The sequence below is a fragment of the Cupriavidus sp. AU9028 genome (assembly GCF_019795295.1).
Lineage (GTDB): Bacteria > Pseudomonadota > Gammaproteobacteria > Burkholderiales > Burkholderiaceae > Cupriavidus.
Window position 1 is genome coordinate 1 of the sequence record NZ_JAIMCG010000011.1, and the last position, 16,706, is coordinate 16,706.

Genomic DNA, 16,706 nt, shown 5'->3' on the forward strand with positions numbered 1-16,706 from the left:
GTTGTTCGTGTTGTTAAAGAGCCTGTCGCTTCGAGCCGCGCAGCACGTCGTGCTGCCTGCCGTCTTGCGTTGCTGCGTCAGCAGCAGAGAAATGAGATTATGCAGACGTTTTCGCTTCTCGTCAACCATTTCGCGCAACTTTTTTCAGAGCATCGCTCGTTGCGCGGCAGGTGCGGTCCTTCTTCTGCACACCTGCAGGAGCCGCTTTGCGCCTCCCTTTCCGCTGACCCCGCTGCGTGTTCAGCAGCGAGGGGGCGAATATTAAGGGAGCCAAACGGGAAACGCAATACCCCTGTCATCTTTTTGTGGGCGCGCCACGAATGTGAACCAAGGGTCGCTGGCCCTCATCACCTAGGTGCTCTCTCTCAGCCGGCGCCACAGCGTCGTCGGACTGATCCCCAGCAATTGGCAGGCGGTCACGCGGTCCCCTCCGCATTGGTCCAGTACCTGGCGGATATGTTCCGCCTGGGATGCGCGCGCCACCTGGGACAGCAATTGGGGGCGGGCAGCGGCGTCTTCCAACTGGCCTTTTCCGCCTTTTCGCCCCATTGCCAGCGGTTCACTGGGAAAAAGCTCCGGCACGCCAACGCGCAGTTCCTCCTCCGGCACGTCGCGGTCCTCGCCCGCCCGCCTCCCGGCAAGCAGCACGGCGACTCGCTCCGTGACGTTCTCCAGCTCCCGAATATTTCCGGGCCAGCGATAGCCCTGCAGCCGCGCTACCAGCGCGGGCGGCAGCGGCTCGGCCGGCTCGATGCCCAGGCGCCGCTGTGCCCGCCGGTACAGCAGCTCCGCCAGCGCAGGCAGATCCTCGGCGCGTTCGCGCAACGGCGGCATGGCGATGCGCAGGATGTTCAGGCGGTAATAGAGATCCTCGCGGAAAGCGCCCTCGCGCACGAGCGCCGCCAGGTCTCGATGGGTAGCCGCAACGACGCGGACATTGACCGGCACGGCATCGATCGCGCCGATCGGCAGCACCTGCTTCTCCTGCAACACCCGCAGCAGCCGGGTCTGCAGGGCTGCCGGCATGTCGCCGATCTCGTCCAGGAACAGCGTGCCGTTGTGGGCCGACTCGATCAACCCGGCCTTGCCCCCGCGTCGCGCACCGGTGAAGGCTCCCTCCTCGTAGCCGAACAGCTCGCTCTCGAGCAGCGCTTCCGGGAATGCGGCGCAATTGACCGCGACGAAGGGACCGCCCCTGCGCGGACTGGCTTCGTGCAAGCCCTGCGCCAGCACTTCCTTGCCGGTTCCGCTTTCCCCGGTGACCAGCACGGTGGAGTCGACCGCGGCATAGCGGCGCGCCAGCGCACGAAGACGCTGCATCGGCGGCGACTCTCCGGCAAGGTCGTCCAGGGAATACCGCACGGCGGGATTGCGGCCTCGGCCCCGCGAGCGCAGCCGGCGATCCACGCGCTGGATCGCACTGGCGTCCTGCACCGTCAGCACCGCGCCCGCCGGCCCGCTTTCGGTGACGATTGGAATACGATTGACGACCACCATGCGCCCGCCGATCTTGTGGATGGCCTCGCGCTCCTCGCGGCCAGAGCGCAACACGTCGCTCAGCGACAGGTCGCCGGCGAGTTCGTCGAGCATCCGGCCGACGGCCTGCGATGCCGGCACGCCAAGGTAGCGCTCCATCGCCGGGTTATACGACTGGATGCGCCCTTGGCCGTCCACCGCCGCAATCCCTTCATTGAGGTGGGCCACGATCGCGTTGACATACTGACGCCGGCCGGACTCCACGCGCTGCAGGCGCGCTGCCTCGATGGCGTCTTCCAGCGCCACCCGCACCGAATTGCCGGAATATAGAAAGACGCCCGCCAGGCCATGCTGCTCCGCGAGTTCCGTTACCAGCCCGGGGCCGACCACGGCGCGGATGCCCTCCTCCCTCAGCGTCCTGACCCGCTCCGCCGCATCGTCCGCGGTCTGGTACAGGAAGGTCGGCACCGGCAGACCGAAGGCGCGAATGAACTCGTCCACCTCGGGATAGGTGGCGGCATGGGTGACCAGCGCGACCCGCGGGGAGATGCGCCGGGCAGTGGCCAGCGCACTCATCACGTCAAAGCCGGTCACCTTGACCAGCACCACCGGTACCTGTACGTGCTGGCGCAGGTAGGCGCCGTTCGAGCCGGCGGCCACCACCGCATCAAGCCGCCCTTCTCCCACTTCTCGCGCAATCGCCCGGGCTGCCGCCTCATATCCCTTGCCGACGATGCGGAAGTCCGCGCGGTCCGACAACGGCGGAATCAGGTCGGAAAACGCGCGGGACAGCCGGCTGATGCCGATCGCCCAGATGCGCGGACGCGCGTCGCCATCCAGCGAGCTTCCCGTCGCAGTACCGCCGACGGGAGCCGCTCCCGCCTGCGCAACGGGTCCGGTATCTGGGGCGTGGCGAAGCGGCGCAATCGGCAAGGAACTGGACATGGAGCACTCGCAGCAGAGACAGGCCCCCATTCTGGTCCCGTGCGCGATCCATTTCAAGATTGAAATGCATTTCCGGTGTGAAATTCATTTCCGACGGAATCCGCCGCGCCTTTTACTGCCGCGACGCCGTAACCCGCTGTTTTTGCAGGAAAGCAGCGCTCCGCGCCATGAGCGGACGCCGCCGCGAACCGCTGGCACAGCGATTGCGCCAATGCGTCGACCACGACCGCCCCACGGAGACATTCATGAGCTACACCGAGAACGATCTTGCCCGCTCCGCTGGCGCCCGCTTTCGACAGGCGCTGCAGGACGAGCAGCCGTTGCAGATCGTCGGCACCATCAACGCGAACCATGCCCTGCTGGCCAGGCGCGCCGGTTACCGAGCGATCTACCTGTCCGGTGGCGGCGTCGCCGCGGGCTCGCTCGGCCTGCCTGACCTCGGCATCTCGAATCTCGACGACGTGCTGACGGACATTCGCCGCATCACCGACGTCTGCGATGTGCCGCTGCTGGTCGACGTCGATACCGGCTTTGGCGCGTCGGCCTTCAACGTGGCCAGGACCACGCGCTCGCTGATCAAGTTCGGCGCCGCCGCCATGCATATCGAGGACCAGGTGGGCGCCAAGCGCTGCGGCCACCGGCCCAACAAGGAGATCGTCTCGCAGGACGAGATGGTCGACCGGATCAAGGCCGCGGTCGACGCTCGCACCGATGCGAACTTCGTCATCATGGCCCGCACCGATGCGCTGGCGGTCGAAGGGCTGGACAAGGCCATCGAACGCGCGGTGGCGTGCGTCGAGGCCGGCGCCGACGCGATCTTCCCCGAGGCGATGACCGACCTGGCGATGTACCGGCGCTTCGCCGAAGCGGTCAAGGTACCCATCCTCGCCAACATCACCGAGTTCGGCGCGACGCCGCTGTTTACTCGCGACGAACTGGCGGGCGCCGGGGTCGGCATGATCCTGTATCCGCTGTCGGCCTTCCGCGCGATGAACAAGGCGGCGGAGAACGTCTATGCCGCGATCCGGCGCGACGGCACCCAGCAGAACGTGGTGGACACCATGCAGACTCGTGCCGAGCTTTATGACAGCATCGGCTACCATGCATACGAACAAAAACTGGATGCGCTGTTCGCGCAAGCCAGGACAAAGGCATAGCAGTCGGGCAGCCCGGCTCGCCGGGTCGCCACCTGATGGAAAAGCGTGCGACAAGGAGACAACATGTCAGAGAACACCCAGGCGCCTGCTGCGCCGAAGCCCAAGAAGTCCGTGGCGCTGTCGGGCGTGCCGGCAGGCAATACCGCGCTGTGCACGGTCGGCCGTAGCGGCAACGACCTGCACTACCGCGGCTACGACATCCTCGATGTCGCGGAGACCTGCCAGTTCGAGGAGATCGCGCATCTGCTGGTGCACGGCAAGCTGCCGACGCAAGCCGAGCTGGACGCCTACAAGGCCAAGCTGCGCGCGCTGCGCGGCCTGCCGGCCAACGTGAAGGCGGCGCTGGAATGGGTGCCGGCCTCCGCCCACCCGATGGATGTCATGCGCACCGGCGTCTCGGTGCTGGGCACCGTGCTGCCCGAGAAGGACGACCATAACGCGCCTGGCGCACGGGATATCGCCGACCGGCTGATGGCATCGCTCGGCTCGATGCTGCTGTACTGGTATCACTACAGCCACAACGGCAGGCGCATCGAGGTCGAGACGGACGACGATTCGATCGGCGGGCATTTCCTGCACCTGCTGCATGGCCGGGCACCGAGCGCACTGTGGGAGCGCGCGATGCACACCTCGCTGAACCTGTACGCCGAGCACGAGTTCAATGCCTCGACCTTCGCGGCGCGCGTGGTCGCCGGCACCGGTTCGGACATGTATTCGGCGGTCTGCGGCGCCATTGGCGCGCTGCGCGGTCCCAAGCACGGCGGCGCCAACGAAGTCGCCTTCGAGATCCAGAAGCGCTACGACTCGCCCGACGAAGCGCAGGCCGACATCACGCGCCGCGTGGAGAACAAGGAAGTGGTGATCGGCTTCGGTCATCCGGTCTACACCACCGGCGACCCGCGCAACCAGGTGATCAAGGAGGTCGCCCGCCGGCTGTCGCAGGACGCCGGTTCGATGAAGATGTTCGACATCGCCGAGCGTCTCGAGACGACGATGTGGGACATCAAGAAGATGTTCCCGAACCTGGACTGGTACAGCGCCGTCAGCTATCACATGATGGGCGTGCCAACCGCGATGTTCACGCCGCTGTTCGTCATCTCGCGCACGTCGGGCTGGGCCGCACACATCATCGAGCAGCGCATCGACAACAAGATCATCCGGCCGAGCGCGAACTATGTCGGCCCGGAGAACCTGCCCTTCGTGCCGATCCAGGATCGCAGCTGATCGCCTCGGGCGACCCTTGTGGCGAGCCCTTGCGCTGTCCTCTCGTGCTTTCGTTTCCCCGCCGCCGGGTACGCGCCCGGCGGCATCTTTACAGCAGACCTTTCATGAGCCAAGCCATTTCCAACATCCGTCCCGAACCCGATCAGGTGCTGGTCGATATCGTCGACTACGTGACGAAGTACCAGATCAAGAGTCCGCTGGCCTACGATACGGCGCGCAACTGCCTGATCGACACGCTCGGCTGCGGCCTCGAAGCGCTGTCCTACCCGGCCTGTACCAAGCTGATGGGACCGATCGTGCCGGGCACGGTCGTGCCGAACGGCGCCAAGGTGCCCGGCACGCAGTTCCAGCTCGATCCGGTGCAGGCGGCATTCAATATCGGCGCGATGATCCGCTGGCTGGATTTCAACGATACCTGGCTGGCAGCGGAATGGGGCCACCCGTCCGACAACCTCGGCGGCATTCTTGCCACGGCCGACTGGCTGTCGCGCAACAATGTCGCCGCCGGCCGCAAGCCGCTGGTGATGAAGGACGTGCTGACCGCGATGATCAAGGCGCACGAGATCCAGGGCTGCATCGCGCTGGAGAACTCGTTCAACAAGGTCGGCCTCGATCACGTCGTGCTGGTCAAGGTGGCGTCGACCGCGGTGGTGGCGCAAATGCTGGGCCTCTCGCGCGACGAGATCATCAATGCGGTATCGCTGGCGTGGGTCGATGGCCAGAGCCTGCGCACCTATCGCCATGCCCCCAATACCGGCAGCCGCAAGAGCTGGGCTGCGGGCGACGCCACCAGCCGGGCCGTGCGGCTGGCGCTGATCGCCAAGACCGGCGAGATGGGCTACCCCTCGGTGCTGAGCACCAAGACCTGGGGCTTCTACGACGTGCTGTTCGACGGCAAGCCGTTCCGCTTCCAGCGGCCCTATGGCTCCTATGTGATGGAGAACGTGCTGTTCAAGATCTCCTTCCCTGCCGAGTTCCATTCGCAGACCGCGGTCGAAGCCGCGATGCAGCTGCATGACCAGCTGGCCGGGGCCCGGCGCACCGCGGCGGACATCAAGCGGGTCACGATCCGTACCCATGAGGCCTGCATCCGCATCATCGACAAGAAGGGGCCGCTGGCCAATCCGGCGGACCGCGACCACTGCATCCAGTACATGGTGGCGGTGCCGCTGCTGTACGGCCGCCTGACCGCCGAGGACTACGAGGACAAGGTCGCGGAAGATCCGCGCATCGATGCGCTGCGCGAGAAGATCGTCTGCGTCGAGGACCCGCAGTTCACCGCCGACTATCACGACCCGGAAAAACGCTCGATCGCCAATGCGCTGACCGTCGAACTGAACGATGGCACTGTGCTGCCCGAGGTGGTGGTCGAATACCCGATCGGACACAAGCGCCGCCGTGACGACGGTATTCCGCTGCTGGTGCAGAAGTTCAAGACCAACCTGGCTCGCCGTTTCCCGGCCAAGCAGCAGCAGGCGATCCTCGACGTGTCGCTGGACCAGGCCGCGCTGGAAGCGATGCCGGTGCACGAATACGTCGATCTGTACGTGATCTGACGCCGAGGGGACGGGCGCATGCGCCCGTCCCGTTTTTCAGTGGTTGAAAAGTCAACTGGCGGTTAATTGCGTTTTAGAACAAGGCGCTGCTCATCAGCGCCTTTGCCACCACCGTGCCGCTATCGTCGGACTCGGCGTAGACCGTCACTTCGGTCACCACCTGCCGGCGTCCCCGCCTGAGCACGGCCGCGACCGCACGGAGATCGGCCCCCTGAGCGGGAGCCAGATACTGGATCGACAGCGAACTGGTCGCCCCGCCCTTCAGTTCGTCCACGTCGGCACCGGAGGCGGCAGCGGCCGCACCGGCGATATCGATCAGGGTCGCGATCACGCCGCCATGGACGGTATTGCCCATGGTGACGTTGTTGGCGTTGAACGGCAGCCGCAACTCGACGTGCTCCGGCGCGAGGCTGTCGAGCATGACGCCCAGCGAGCGCGCGACAGGAGATTGCATCAGGATTGCCTCGATCAGGGCGCGCAGGCGCTCCGGCACAGGCTGGGCATCGGTCTGCACTGCTGAGGTCGAAAACATCGGTCTGTCTCCTTGCTAGGTGCGATCTGGTGAATGATGGCGAGCCTACCCGGGTCGGCGGCGCCCCCCAATTACCGAAGACGTAATGGCCGGGACAACTGGCGGAGCGGCAGCATCCGGCAGCGCCCGTATAATCGTGCCCTCACTGCCTTGCCACGATGACGCTACCGCCCTCCTCCACCGCTGGCCCAGCATCGGGACCGGACGACCTGCACACCGAATCCCGGACCGGCGGCGATGTGCCCGCCGCATCCGCGCCGGCAAACCCGGATAGCGCCGCCGGCCAGGACACGAACCTGTTCGACCGGCCCGACAGCCCGTGCATCGGCATCTGCTCGACGCTGTTCGACGAGGTCTGCCAGGGCTGCGGCCGCACTGCCTACGAGGTCAGCAACTGGGTGTTCCTGTCTGGCGAGGAAAAACAGGCGGTCTGGGAGCGCATTACCCGGGAAGGGACCGCCCGGCGATTTCACAGGAGATGAGCCGCCGCGCGCTGCAGGAACCGCTCTCTCGATCGATCCTCTCCCTTACTGCGCCGCCGGACCCGGGCGCAGAATCAGCGTGCCGCCCGCCCCGCCGCCCTGCGGCACCGTCACATACTTGCCCTCGGCCCAGCGCTGCGCCCAATCGCGATAGTGCGGCGACATGACGTTGCCCGACTGCCCGGTCGAGGCGATGAAGCGCGCCGCCGCGGGATCGGCGAGGTCGTAGATGGCCCGCAGGCTCGCCGCGTGCACGCTTTCGAAAGGCGCGGCCTCGTCGCGCAGGTTGTGGCGGCCGACATTGACGGTATAGGTATCTCCACCGGTCGGCACCCGCACGTTGAAGAAGCCGGCCAGCGACGGCACCTTGCCGAAGGGCCGATGCTCGGAGCGCGCGGCATGCGCCTGTCCCCAGCGCCAGCGCTGCGGATCGTCGCCATAGCGGCGCTGCAGATCGGCATAGGCGCGGCGCCACGCAGTCGCGATGGCGCCGTTGCAGTCCTCCGGCAGCGCCGTGCGGCTGTCGTCGCACCAGAAGCCGCCAAGCTGGCGCGGGCTGCGCAGCACGTTCAACATCGGTTGCTGGACATTGCGCTGCTCCCACATGCGCAGGAACACGCCCTCGCCGACCTTGTCCTCGAACAGCAGCCGCGACAGCTCACGCAGCCATGCCGTCACGATCAGCGGCTCGGGCCGCTCCGGCGCCATGGTGCCGTCCCACTTCGCGAGCGCGGCCAGCAGTTCGCGCTCGCTCGCCGGGATGCTGGCGTCGCTGGCGATCGGGGCGCCCAGCAACAGCGGCAGTGCATCGCGCACGGCCAGCGACAGCACGTCGTTCTGGATCGCCGCGAAGGTGTCGGCGGTGTGGTCGCGCCGCGCGTCCAGCAGCGTGCGAATCCGGTCGTGCCGATACGGCACGGTCCATTCGCTGGTCAGGAAGTAGCGGTAGTCGTCGCCGACGATCTTCTGGTTCGCCGTCACCACCATGCCGCTGGGAGGATTGACCTGCTGCGGCAGTTGATCGAAGGGAATGAACCCCTGCCAGTCGTAGCGGGCGTCCCAACCTGGCGCGGGCGCCAGCCCCTTGATATCGTTGGCGGCCGCGCGCAACGGGACGCGCCCTGGCGCGATGAAGGCGATATTGCCGTCGACATCGGCATAGACGATGTTCTGCTGCGGCGCATGAAAGTCGCGCAGCGCTTCGCGGACTTCCTGCCAGCAGGTGGCGCGGTTCAAGCGCAGCCCCGCCTGCAGCGTGCGGTCGTCCGGCTGCAGCGCGGTCCACTGGAACGCGATCACGTATTGGGCCCCGAGCGGCGAGGCAGCTTCCGCGGCTGGCTCCGCCACATCGGAGATCACCGGGCCGTGGCGCGATTCGCGCACCCGCAGCGTCACGTCGTCCCCATCCTTGACCTTGATCACCTCCTGCCGCACGGCGAAGTCCGCCCAGCCCTGCGGGGTCTGGTACTGCTCGGGCTTGCCCGGCCGCAGACGCTCGATGAACAGGTCCTGCACGTCCGGCGCGGTGTTGGTGAAGCCCCAGGCAAAGCGGGGCGTATGCCCGAGCACCACCAGCGGCATGCCGGGCAGCGTGGCGCCGGTCGCATCCAGCCCCGGCGCATGCATCCGCGCGAAATACCACAGCGCCGGCGCCTGCAAACCCAGGTGCGGATCGTTGGCCAGCATCGGCTTGCCGGAGCGGGTGTGCGCGCCCGAGACTACCCAGTTGTTCGAGCCCATGCCCTCGACATAGCCGGACGGCGCCAGCGCATCCACCCGCGCCATCGCGGTAGCAAGCGGGGCAAGCTGGCGGTACAGCTCCGTGTAGTCCAGCGTGCGCAGCGGCGCCTCGCCAGGATACGGCGCCAGCAGCTCGTTGATGCGTGACAGCGGCAGCGTCTGCGCCAGCCGCATCCGCAGTACCTCCTGGGTCCAGTTGCCGCCCAGGTCCCAGGCCATCATCGTCTGCCAGGCCAGGGTATCGACCGGTTCCCACGGCTCCGGCTCCAGCCCGAGCAGCAGGAACTCGGGCGGCAGCGGTCCCCGACGCTGCGCGATACCGGCGTTGACGCCGTCGGCGTAGGCCTGCAGCGCCGCGCGCACCTCGGGGGGGCTGTTGGCAAGGATGGCCTCGGCGTTGCGCCGCACGCCCAGCGTGCGCAGGAAACGGTCGGTGTCGAGCGCTTTCGGTCCCAGCGCCTCGGCCAGCCGTCCGGCGGCGATGCGCTTGTTCATCTGCATCTGCCACAGCCGGTCCTGCGCGTGGACGAAGCCCAGGCCGAAATAGGCGTCCAGCGGATCCTGCGCGCCAATGTCGGGCACGCCGTTGGCATCGCGGGAGATGGTGATCGGCGCGCGCGGACCCTGCACCGTCAGCTCGCCGTCGACCACGGGCCGGGACGCCTGCCGGTACCACAACCAGGCCGCCACCGCGGCGGTCAGCGCGACACCGGTGCTGATGACCACCACCCAGGCAAGCCGCTTGAGCCAACGCATCTGTCTTCTCCTCCCGGCGCGATCCCGTGGCCGCCCGGTTTGTTGTCATGAAAATGCCCGGACCAGCCGGGCATTCGACGCACCATGGCACCCACGCTGGCGTGCCACGGAAAGCGATCGCAAAGGATTGCGCGATCAGGCGGCCGGCTTCTTCAGCTGCAGCGACTTGTACTCCAGGAACTCCTCCAGCCCGTACTTGCCGCCCTCGCGCCCGGTGCCGGACTGCTTGTAGCCGCCAAACGGCGCCGTCATGTTGAACGGTCCGCCGTTGATGTCGATCTGTCCGGTGCGAATCCGCCGCGCCACCTTCAGCGCGCGGGCCTCGTCGCCTGACCAGACGCCGCCGCCCAGACCGTAGATGCTGTCGTTGGCGATGCGGATGGCGTCTTCCTCGGTGTCGTAGCAGATCACCGACAGCACCGGTCCGAAAATCTCTTCCTGCGCGACCGTCGCGCGCGGATCGACGTTGCCCAGCACGGTCGGCCGCACATAGAAGCCCTTGCTCAGGCCATCCGGCGCTTCCGGCCCGCCCGCGACCAGCTCCGCCCCTTCGTTCAGCCCCCGCTGGATGTAGCCCATGACCCGGTCCTTCTGCGCGGCCGACACCAGCGGTCCGAGCTTGGTGCCCTCCTGCAGAGGGTCGCCGACGGTGAAGCCGGCCACCACCCTGGCCGCGATCTCCTTGACCTCGTCATAGCGCGAGCGCGGCACCAGCATGCGGGTATGCGCCGAGCAGGTCTGCCCGGAGTTGAGGAAGCAGGCGCTGATGGTGCCCTTCACCGCCGCCGGCAGATCGGCGTCGTCCAGGATCACCGAGGCGGACTTGCCGCCCAGCTCGAGCGCCACGCGCTTGACCGTCTGGGTGGCCAGTTCCGCCACACGCTTGCCGGCACGAGTCGAGCCGGTGAAGGAGACCATGTCCACTTCCCGGTGGCTGGCCAGCACTTCGCCGACCACCGGCCCGTAGCCGGTGACCAGGTTGAAGACGCCCGGAGGCAGGCCGGCGGCCTCGATCACCTCGGCCAGCACGAAGGCATTGAGCGGCGCCACTTCGGACGGCTTCAGAACCACCGTGCAACCGGCGGCGAGCGCGGGCGCGACCTTCAGCGTGATCTGGTTCAGCGGGTAGTTCCACGGCGTGATGGCCCCGACCACCCCGACTGGCTCGCGCAGCACCAGGGAGTTGCCCACGCGCTCCTCGAAGGAAAACGACTCCAGCAGCCGGGCCGTCTCGTTCCAGTTGAACACCGGCCCGCCTACCTGGATGGCGCGCGCCAGCTTGATCGGCATGCCGACTTCCGTCGCGATCAGTTGCGCCAGCTCCTCGGTGCGCGCCTTCAGCCCGTCGGCGATCTTGCGCAGGTATTGCGCGCGCTCTGCTGGCGGCGTCGCGGCCCAGCCATCGAAGGCGGCCCGTGCCGCCTGGATGGCATCCTCGGCATCGCGCGGACTGCCTTCTGGAATCCGTCCCATCACCGCTTCGGTGCTCGACTGGATGACGTCGATCGAACCCGCGCCGTGCGGCGCAATCCATTTGCCGTTGATAAACAGCTTGTCTCGTTGTTGCATAGCGGTTCCTCGGTGAGCGGTTTTTTTGCCGCTGGCGGCCGGTTCGCTGCGATCTCCGGGTCCGCTGCGGTGGCTGATTGCCCGTTTTCGGTGTTGTTGTTGCGGTCCCTATTGTAGGCCCGAATGCGCGGGGATTTTCGCCAGCGGCAGCGCCCAGGGTGCGGCGGCGGGCAATCGGACTTGCGCAGGCGCTCCGGCCGGGAGGGCATGGCGAAAAAAAAACCGCGGCGCGCCTGGCTGGCGTGCCGCGGTCTGCGGGTCGATGTCGGGCAACGCGCCGGACCGCTTACCCGTCGATGCCCTGCGACTGCAGATACTCGTCGTAGGTGCCCAGGTAATCCGTCACCGTGCCATCGGTACGGATCTCGATGATGCGGGTGGCAAGGCCGCTGACGAACTCGCGGTCATGCGAGACGAAGATCAGCGTGCCGGTGAACTTGTCCAGCGCGATCTGCAGCGACTCGATCGACTCCATGTCCATGTGGTTGGTCGGCTCGTCCAGCGCCAGCACGTTGTGCCGGCCCAGCATCAGCTTGCCCCAGATCATCCGGCCCTTCTCGCCGCCGGACAGCACCTTGACCGACTTCTTGATGTCGTCGGCCGAGAACAGCAGCCGGCCGAGCGTGCCGCGCAGCGACTGGTCGTCGTCGCCGGCCTGCGTCCACTGGCTCATCCAGTCCATCAGGTCGCGCTCGTCGGTGAACTCCTCGTAGGTGTCCTGCGGCATGTAGCCAACGTTGGCGTTCTCCGCCCACTTGACCGTGCCGTGGTCGACCTCGATGCCGCGCTGCACGCCGGTCTGCACCGCGCCGTCCAGCAGGCAACGCAGCAGCGTGGTCTTGCCGGCGCCGTTCTCGCCGATGATGGCCACCCGCTCGCCGGCCTGGATCGACAGCGTCAGGTTGTTCAGGATGCGGCGGTCATAGGTCTTGCTGATGGAATCGGCGGTGACGGCCAGGTTGTGCAGCTTCTTCTCGAACTCGAAGCGGATGAACGGATTCTGGCGCGACGACGGCTTGAAGTCCTCGACCTTGATCTTGTCGATCTGCTTCAGGCGCGAGGTCGCCTGGCGGGCCTTGGACTTGTTGGCCGAGAAGCGGCGCACGAAGTCCTGCAGCTCGGAAATCCGCTCCTTGGCACGGGCGTTGGCGGCCAGCTGACGCTCGCGGGCCTGCATCGACGCTTCCATGTAGTCGTCGTAGTTGCCCGGGTAGACCTTCAGCGTGCCGTAGTCCATGTCCGCCATGTGCGTGCAGACGGAGTTCAGGAAGTGGCGATCGTGGGAAATGATGATCATGGTGGAGTTGCGCTCGTTGAGCACGGTCTCCAGCCAGCGGATCGTGTTGATGTCCAGGTTGTTGGTCGGCTCGTCCAGCAGCAGCACGTCCGGGTTCGAGAACAGTGCCTGCGCCAGCAGCACGCGCAGCTTCCAGCCGGGAGCGATGGCGCTCATCGGCCCCTGGTGCTGGTCGGTCGGGATGCCGACGCCCAGCAGCAGTTCGCCGGCGCGCGCTTCCGCGGTATAGCCGTCGTACTCGGCATACTTGGCCTCCAGCTCGGCGGCCTTCATGTAGTCCTCGTCGGTCGCTTCCAGGTTCGCGTAGATGGCGTCGCGCTCCTGGGCCGCGGCCCACATCTCGACGTGGCCCATCATCACCACGTCCAGCACGCGCATGTCTTCATAGGCGAACTGATCCTGGCGCAGCTTGCCCAGGCGCACGCCGGGCTCCAGCATCACGTTGCCGGACGACGGCTCCAGGTCGCCGCCCAGGATCTTCATGAAGGTGGACTTGCCGCAGCCGTTCGCGCCGATCAGGCCGTAGCGGTTGCCCTCGCCGAACTTGACCGAGATATTCTCGAACAGCGGCTTGGGGCCGAACTGCATGGTGATGTTTGCGGTAGATAGCACGTCGAAGAACCTTGTCGAATGGCGGTGGTGCCGCGCGGGGCGCGGCGAGGATGCGTCGTTGTCAAGCCAGGCGCGTCAGGCGCCGCTGCGCGGGACCGCCATGGCTGCTTCCTTGCCTGCGATGTCGCAGGAAGCAGCGCGGGCGGCGCGCCATGCCGCTCGGGCGAACGCGGCGGTTTGCATGCATCGCCGCGCTGTCCGGTGGACGGAAGAGAATCGCGTATTTTACCACCCGCAGCGATGACGGGCACCCCGGGGGCCGGTGTCCTGGCGCAGCCGCGGCTATGGGGGCGGGCGCTCAGGCGCTAGCCAGCACCGGGTGGCCGGATAGCCGCAAGTCATAGCCATGCTGCGTGCAGCGCAATGTGCACTGCCCACCCACCGGCAACGTCAGCTTGCGCGCACAGTGGCCGAACGGCAGCCCGGTCAACACCGGAATCTGCAGCCGCTGCTGCAGATAGCCCACCACTGTGTCCATGTCGTAGCCATTGTCGTAGTCGGTGACGCGATAGGCGGAGAGGTCGCCCAGCAGCAGCGCCTTCTGCTGCGCCAGCACGCCCGCCTGCTCCAGCTGCAGCAGCAGGCGCTCGACCCGATATGGCGGTTCGTTGACGTCTTCGACGAACAGGATGCCGCCCTCGATCCGCGGAAAATACGGCGTGCCCAGCAGGCTGCAGATCATGGCCAGATTGCCGCCCCACAGCGTGCCCTGCAGGTCCCCGGAAAACGGGACACCGGCCGGCTGAGGCGCTTCCACGGCGATCGGGTATTCCTCGTGGCGCAGCACCCCTTCGAAATGGCGCCACATGAAGTCGTCGACCTGCGGGGCGCCGAAGTCGGCCAGCAGCATCGGGCCCGCGAAGCTGATCCCGCCCGCACGGGCAAGATATGCCAGCTGGAAGGCAGTGAAGTCGCTGTGCCCGACAATCGGCGTGCGGCTTGCCCTCGCCTGACCGGCGATCCGTTCGAAGTCGATTCGCCCCAGCAGCCGGCTGGCGCCATAGCCGCCGCGCACCGCCAGCGTGATCGTGCGGGCGCACGCCTGGTCCGTGCCGATCGCATGCAGGTCCGCCAGACGCTGGTCATCGGTGCCGCCGAAACGCAGGTGGCGGCGCCGCAGGATGTCGGGGTTGTCCACCCCATAGCCGTGGCTGTCCAGCCAGGCCAGGCCCCGGTTGACGGTGTCGGCATCTGGCGCGTAGCCGGAGCAGGCGATCAGTCGGACTTGGGTGTGGGCGGACATGTCGGGCAGGATTCTCCAGGAGTCGGTTTGCGCGCGCGGCGCCGCGCAGCGAAGAAGTCGCGCAGCAACTGGCCGCACTCGGGCGCCAGCACGCCGCCGCGCACGGCGGTCTGATGGTTCAGCCGGGCTTCGGCGAACAGGTCCAGCACGCTGCCCGCAGCGCCGGTCTTCGGGTCTGCGGCCCCGTACACGACATGCCGCAGCCGGGCGTGCAGGATTGCGCCGCTACACATGACGCACGGCTCCAGCGTTACGTACAGCTCGCACTCCGGCATCCGGTAGTTGCCGATCACTTGGGCGGCCGCGCGCAGCGCCTGCATCTCCGCGTGGGCAGAAGGATCGACCGAGCGGATCGGCAGATTATGCCCGCGCGCGATGATCTCGCCGTTCCACACCACCACCGCGCCGACGGGCACCTCTCCTGCCGCCTCCGCCAGCCTAGCCTGCCCCATCGCCTCGCGCATGAAGCGCAAGTCGCGCTCGTCCTCGGCGCTGCCCTGTGCCACCGCGAAAGCGGCGCTGCCGCCGGCAAGCGGCAGATCGTCTTGCGGCGTGTCAGGGGCGTCCGGGGCGTCTGCCGCATCCGGTGCAGGATCGCGTGGCGGCGTCTGCATAAGGCGTCGTCAGTCCTGGGCGGGCGTCGAGGCGGACGCCGACACTTCGGCCCAGCAGTTCGGCGTCTCGAACAGCACCAGCCGGCTCAGTCGCAGCTGGTGGCCGAAACTGTCGCGAAATACCGGCGCCAGCATGTCGAAGGCGATCTGCGCCAGGTTCTCGACGGTCGGGATGGCATCGAGCACGACGGTCTTGTGCCCTTCCATGCTGGCGAGGAACTCGACCAGCGCGGTGTCGCCGCGGTAGACCAGAAAGGCGTGGTCCCACAGCTCGACCAGATGGCGGTTGGCCAAGGTCTTAACGTCGCCGAAGTCGAGGATCATGCCGTCGTCCGGCGCGCCCTCGCGGTGCAGCACCTCGCCCGACAGCGTTAGCTCCAGACGATAACGGTGGCCGTGCACATTGCGGCAGTGGCCGCCATGGTTCGGAATACGGTGACCGGCATCGAATTCCAGCCGGCGAGTGATCGACACTTGCTTGTTCATAACGACCGGTGCGATTACCGGATCCCCAGCATCTTGTGAGTTTGCAACGACAGGCGCCAGCGCGGATGCTGCTGACAGAAGTCGACGGCCCGGGCCATGTTCTCGCGTGCCAGCGGGCCGTCCATCGGCTGTACCAGGTAGTGGTGAAAGTCCAGCGTCTCGTAGGCGGCGAAGTCCTGGCCCGGCTGCGGAATCACCACCTTCAGTTCATCCCCGCGGCGCACCACCAGCTCGGCGCCCATCTTGGGGCTGACACAAACCCAGTCGATCCCCTCCGGCACGGGGATGGTGCCATTGGTCTCGATCGCGATCTCGAAGCCGCGTGCATGCAGCGCGTCGATCAGCGGCGCGTCCAGCTGCAGCAGCGGCTCGCCGCCGGTACAGACCACCAGGCCCGGGAAGTCACGGCGTTCCTGCGCGGAGCGCGGCCATTGCGCCGCCACCATGTCGGCAAGCTCGTCCGCGCTGCGGTACTTGCCGCCCAGCGTGCCGTCGGTGCCAACGAAATCGGTATCGCAGAAGCGGCACACCGCCTTCTCGCGATCCTCTTCCCGGCCCGTCCACAGGTTGCAGCCGGCAAAGCGGCAGAAGACAGCGGCGCGGCCGGCATTGGCCCCTTCGCCCTGCAACGTATAGAAGATTTCCTTGACGGCGTATGTCATGCGCTGTTTGTGCCGGCACTCGCCCCGGCGGGCTTCTGGATGATTGCGGCGCGCCGGTCGGCGAGTGGGGCCGCCGCGCTCCATGCAGCGACAGCCAAGGCGCAAGGCAGGAGCGGACAAGGCGCCGGCCCTCCTCGTACAAGGAAAGGCGGCGCGCGCAAAGGCGGCGCGCGAAGAACCGGGCAGTATAGCAGAGCCGCTCCAATCGCACCCGGGACGACTCTGGCATGGAAGATGCTGCCTGCCTTGCGGGCGCCAGTCGGGCGCCAGATTCGACGACGCCGTCAGGGCCCGCGCCAGAGCGCCAAAGAGCCCATATCGCGCAGGGCGCCGTCGGAAGCAAAGGGGTCAGTTC

General features: G+C 67.0%; 13 protein-coding genes. 4 read left to right on the top strand and 9 right to left on the bottom strand.

All coding sequences use genetic code 11. From position 1 onward, the window contains the following. Nucleotides 1-351: 351 nt before the first annotated feature. Entirely contained in the window at nucleotides 352-2,283 is a 1,932-nt protein-coding gene (gene prpR, locus K6V06_RS13170) for a propionate catabolism operon regulatory protein PrpR (RefSeq protein ID WP_370637468.1), read from the bottom strand. Between the two features lie 383 nt (nucleotides 2,284-2,666). On the opposite strand from prpR, the gene prpB reads away from it, so the two are divergent. The 3 genes from prpB to K6V06_RS13185 all read left to right on the top strand — a co-directional run bounded on the left by prpB (nucleotide 2,667) and on the right by K6V06_RS13185 (nucleotide 6,358). Next, nucleotides 2,667-3,578, top strand: a complete 912-nt coding sequence (gene prpB / locus K6V06_RS13175; protein ID WP_222244061.1) for a methylisocitrate lyase — start codon at nucleotides 2,667-2,669, stop codon at nucleotides 3,576-3,578. A 63-nt stretch (nucleotides 3,579-3,641) separates the two neighbouring features. Continuing rightward, complete coding sequence (prpC, locus tag K6V06_RS13180) at nucleotides 3,642-4,802, top strand: 2-methylcitrate synthase (RefSeq protein WP_222244062.1); 1,161 nt, start codon at nucleotides 3,642-3,644, stop codon at nucleotides 4,800-4,802. Between the two features lie 104 nt (nucleotides 4,803-4,906). Beyond that, nucleotides 4,907-6,358, top strand: a complete 1,452-nt coding sequence (locus K6V06_RS13185; RefSeq protein ID WP_222244063.1) for a bifunctional 2-methylcitrate dehydratase/aconitate hydratase — start codon at nucleotides 4,907-4,909, stop codon at nucleotides 6,356-6,358. A 73-nt stretch (nucleotides 6,359-6,431) separates the two neighbouring features. Here the strand turns inward: K6V06_RS13185 and K6V06_RS13190 are convergent, their stop codons facing one another. Then, entirely contained in the window at nucleotides 6,432-6,890 is a 459-nt protein-coding gene (locus K6V06_RS13190; RefSeq protein ID WP_222244064.1) for a PaaI family thioesterase, read from the bottom strand. 239 nt (nucleotides 6,891-7,129) lie between these two features. Between K6V06_RS13190 and K6V06_RS13195 the strand changes: the two genes are divergently transcribed. Continuing rightward, a complete protein-coding gene (locus K6V06_RS13195) occupies nucleotides 7,130-7,372 on the top strand; it encodes a DUF1289 domain-containing protein (RefSeq protein WP_222244320.1) in 243 nt (80 codons plus the stop codon). A gap of 45 nt (nucleotides 7,373-7,417) precedes the next feature. Here K6V06_RS13195 and K6V06_RS13200 read toward each other — a convergent pair whose 3' ends face one another. From K6V06_RS13200 to queE, 7 genes are all read right to left on the bottom strand, one after another. Beyond that, the gene (locus K6V06_RS13200; RefSeq protein ID WP_222244066.1) at nucleotides 7,418-9,868 is read right to left on the bottom strand and encodes a penicillin acylase family protein; all 2,451 of its coding nucleotides are present in this window, start codon (nucleotides 9,866-9,868) and stop codon (nucleotides 7,418-7,420) included. Nucleotides 9,869-10,003: 135 nt separating this feature from the next. Beyond that, nucleotides 10,004-11,437, bottom strand: a complete 1,434-nt coding sequence (locus K6V06_RS13205; RefSeq protein ID WP_222244068.1) for an aldehyde dehydrogenase family protein — start codon at nucleotides 11,435-11,437, stop codon at nucleotides 10,004-10,006. A 286-nt stretch (nucleotides 11,438-11,723) separates the two neighbouring features. Next, complete coding sequence (locus K6V06_RS13210) at nucleotides 11,724-13,346, bottom strand: ABC-F family ATPase (RefSeq protein WP_222244070.1); 1,623 nt, start codon at nucleotides 13,344-13,346, stop codon at nucleotides 11,724-11,726. Nucleotides 13,347-13,644: 298 nt separating this feature from the next. Beyond that, nucleotides 13,645-14,589, bottom strand: a complete 945-nt coding sequence (ldcA, locus tag K6V06_RS13215) for a muramoyltetrapeptide carboxypeptidase (protein WP_222244072.1) — start codon at nucleotides 14,587-14,589, stop codon at nucleotides 13,645-13,647. Further along, complete coding sequence (tadA, locus tag K6V06_RS13220; protein WP_222244074.1) at nucleotides 14,562-15,203, bottom strand: tRNA adenosine(34) deaminase TadA; 642 nt, start codon at nucleotides 15,201-15,203, stop codon at nucleotides 14,562-14,564. Before tadA ends, ldcA begins: the two co-directional genes overlap by 28 nt. A 9-nt stretch (nucleotides 15,204-15,212) precedes the next feature. Continuing rightward, nucleotides 15,213-15,689, bottom strand: coding sequence for a 6-carboxytetrahydropterin synthase (locus K6V06_RS13225; protein ID WP_222244076.1), 477 nt, complete (start codon nucleotides 15,687-15,689; stop codon nucleotides 15,213-15,215). A 14-nt stretch (nucleotides 15,690-15,703) separates the two neighbouring features. Further along, a complete protein-coding gene (queE, locus tag K6V06_RS13230) occupies nucleotides 15,704-16,351 on the bottom strand; it encodes a 7-carboxy-7-deazaguanine synthase (protein ID WP_222244078.1) in 648 nt (215 codons plus the stop codon). Between the last annotated feature and the right edge of the window lie 355 nt (nucleotides 16,352-16,706).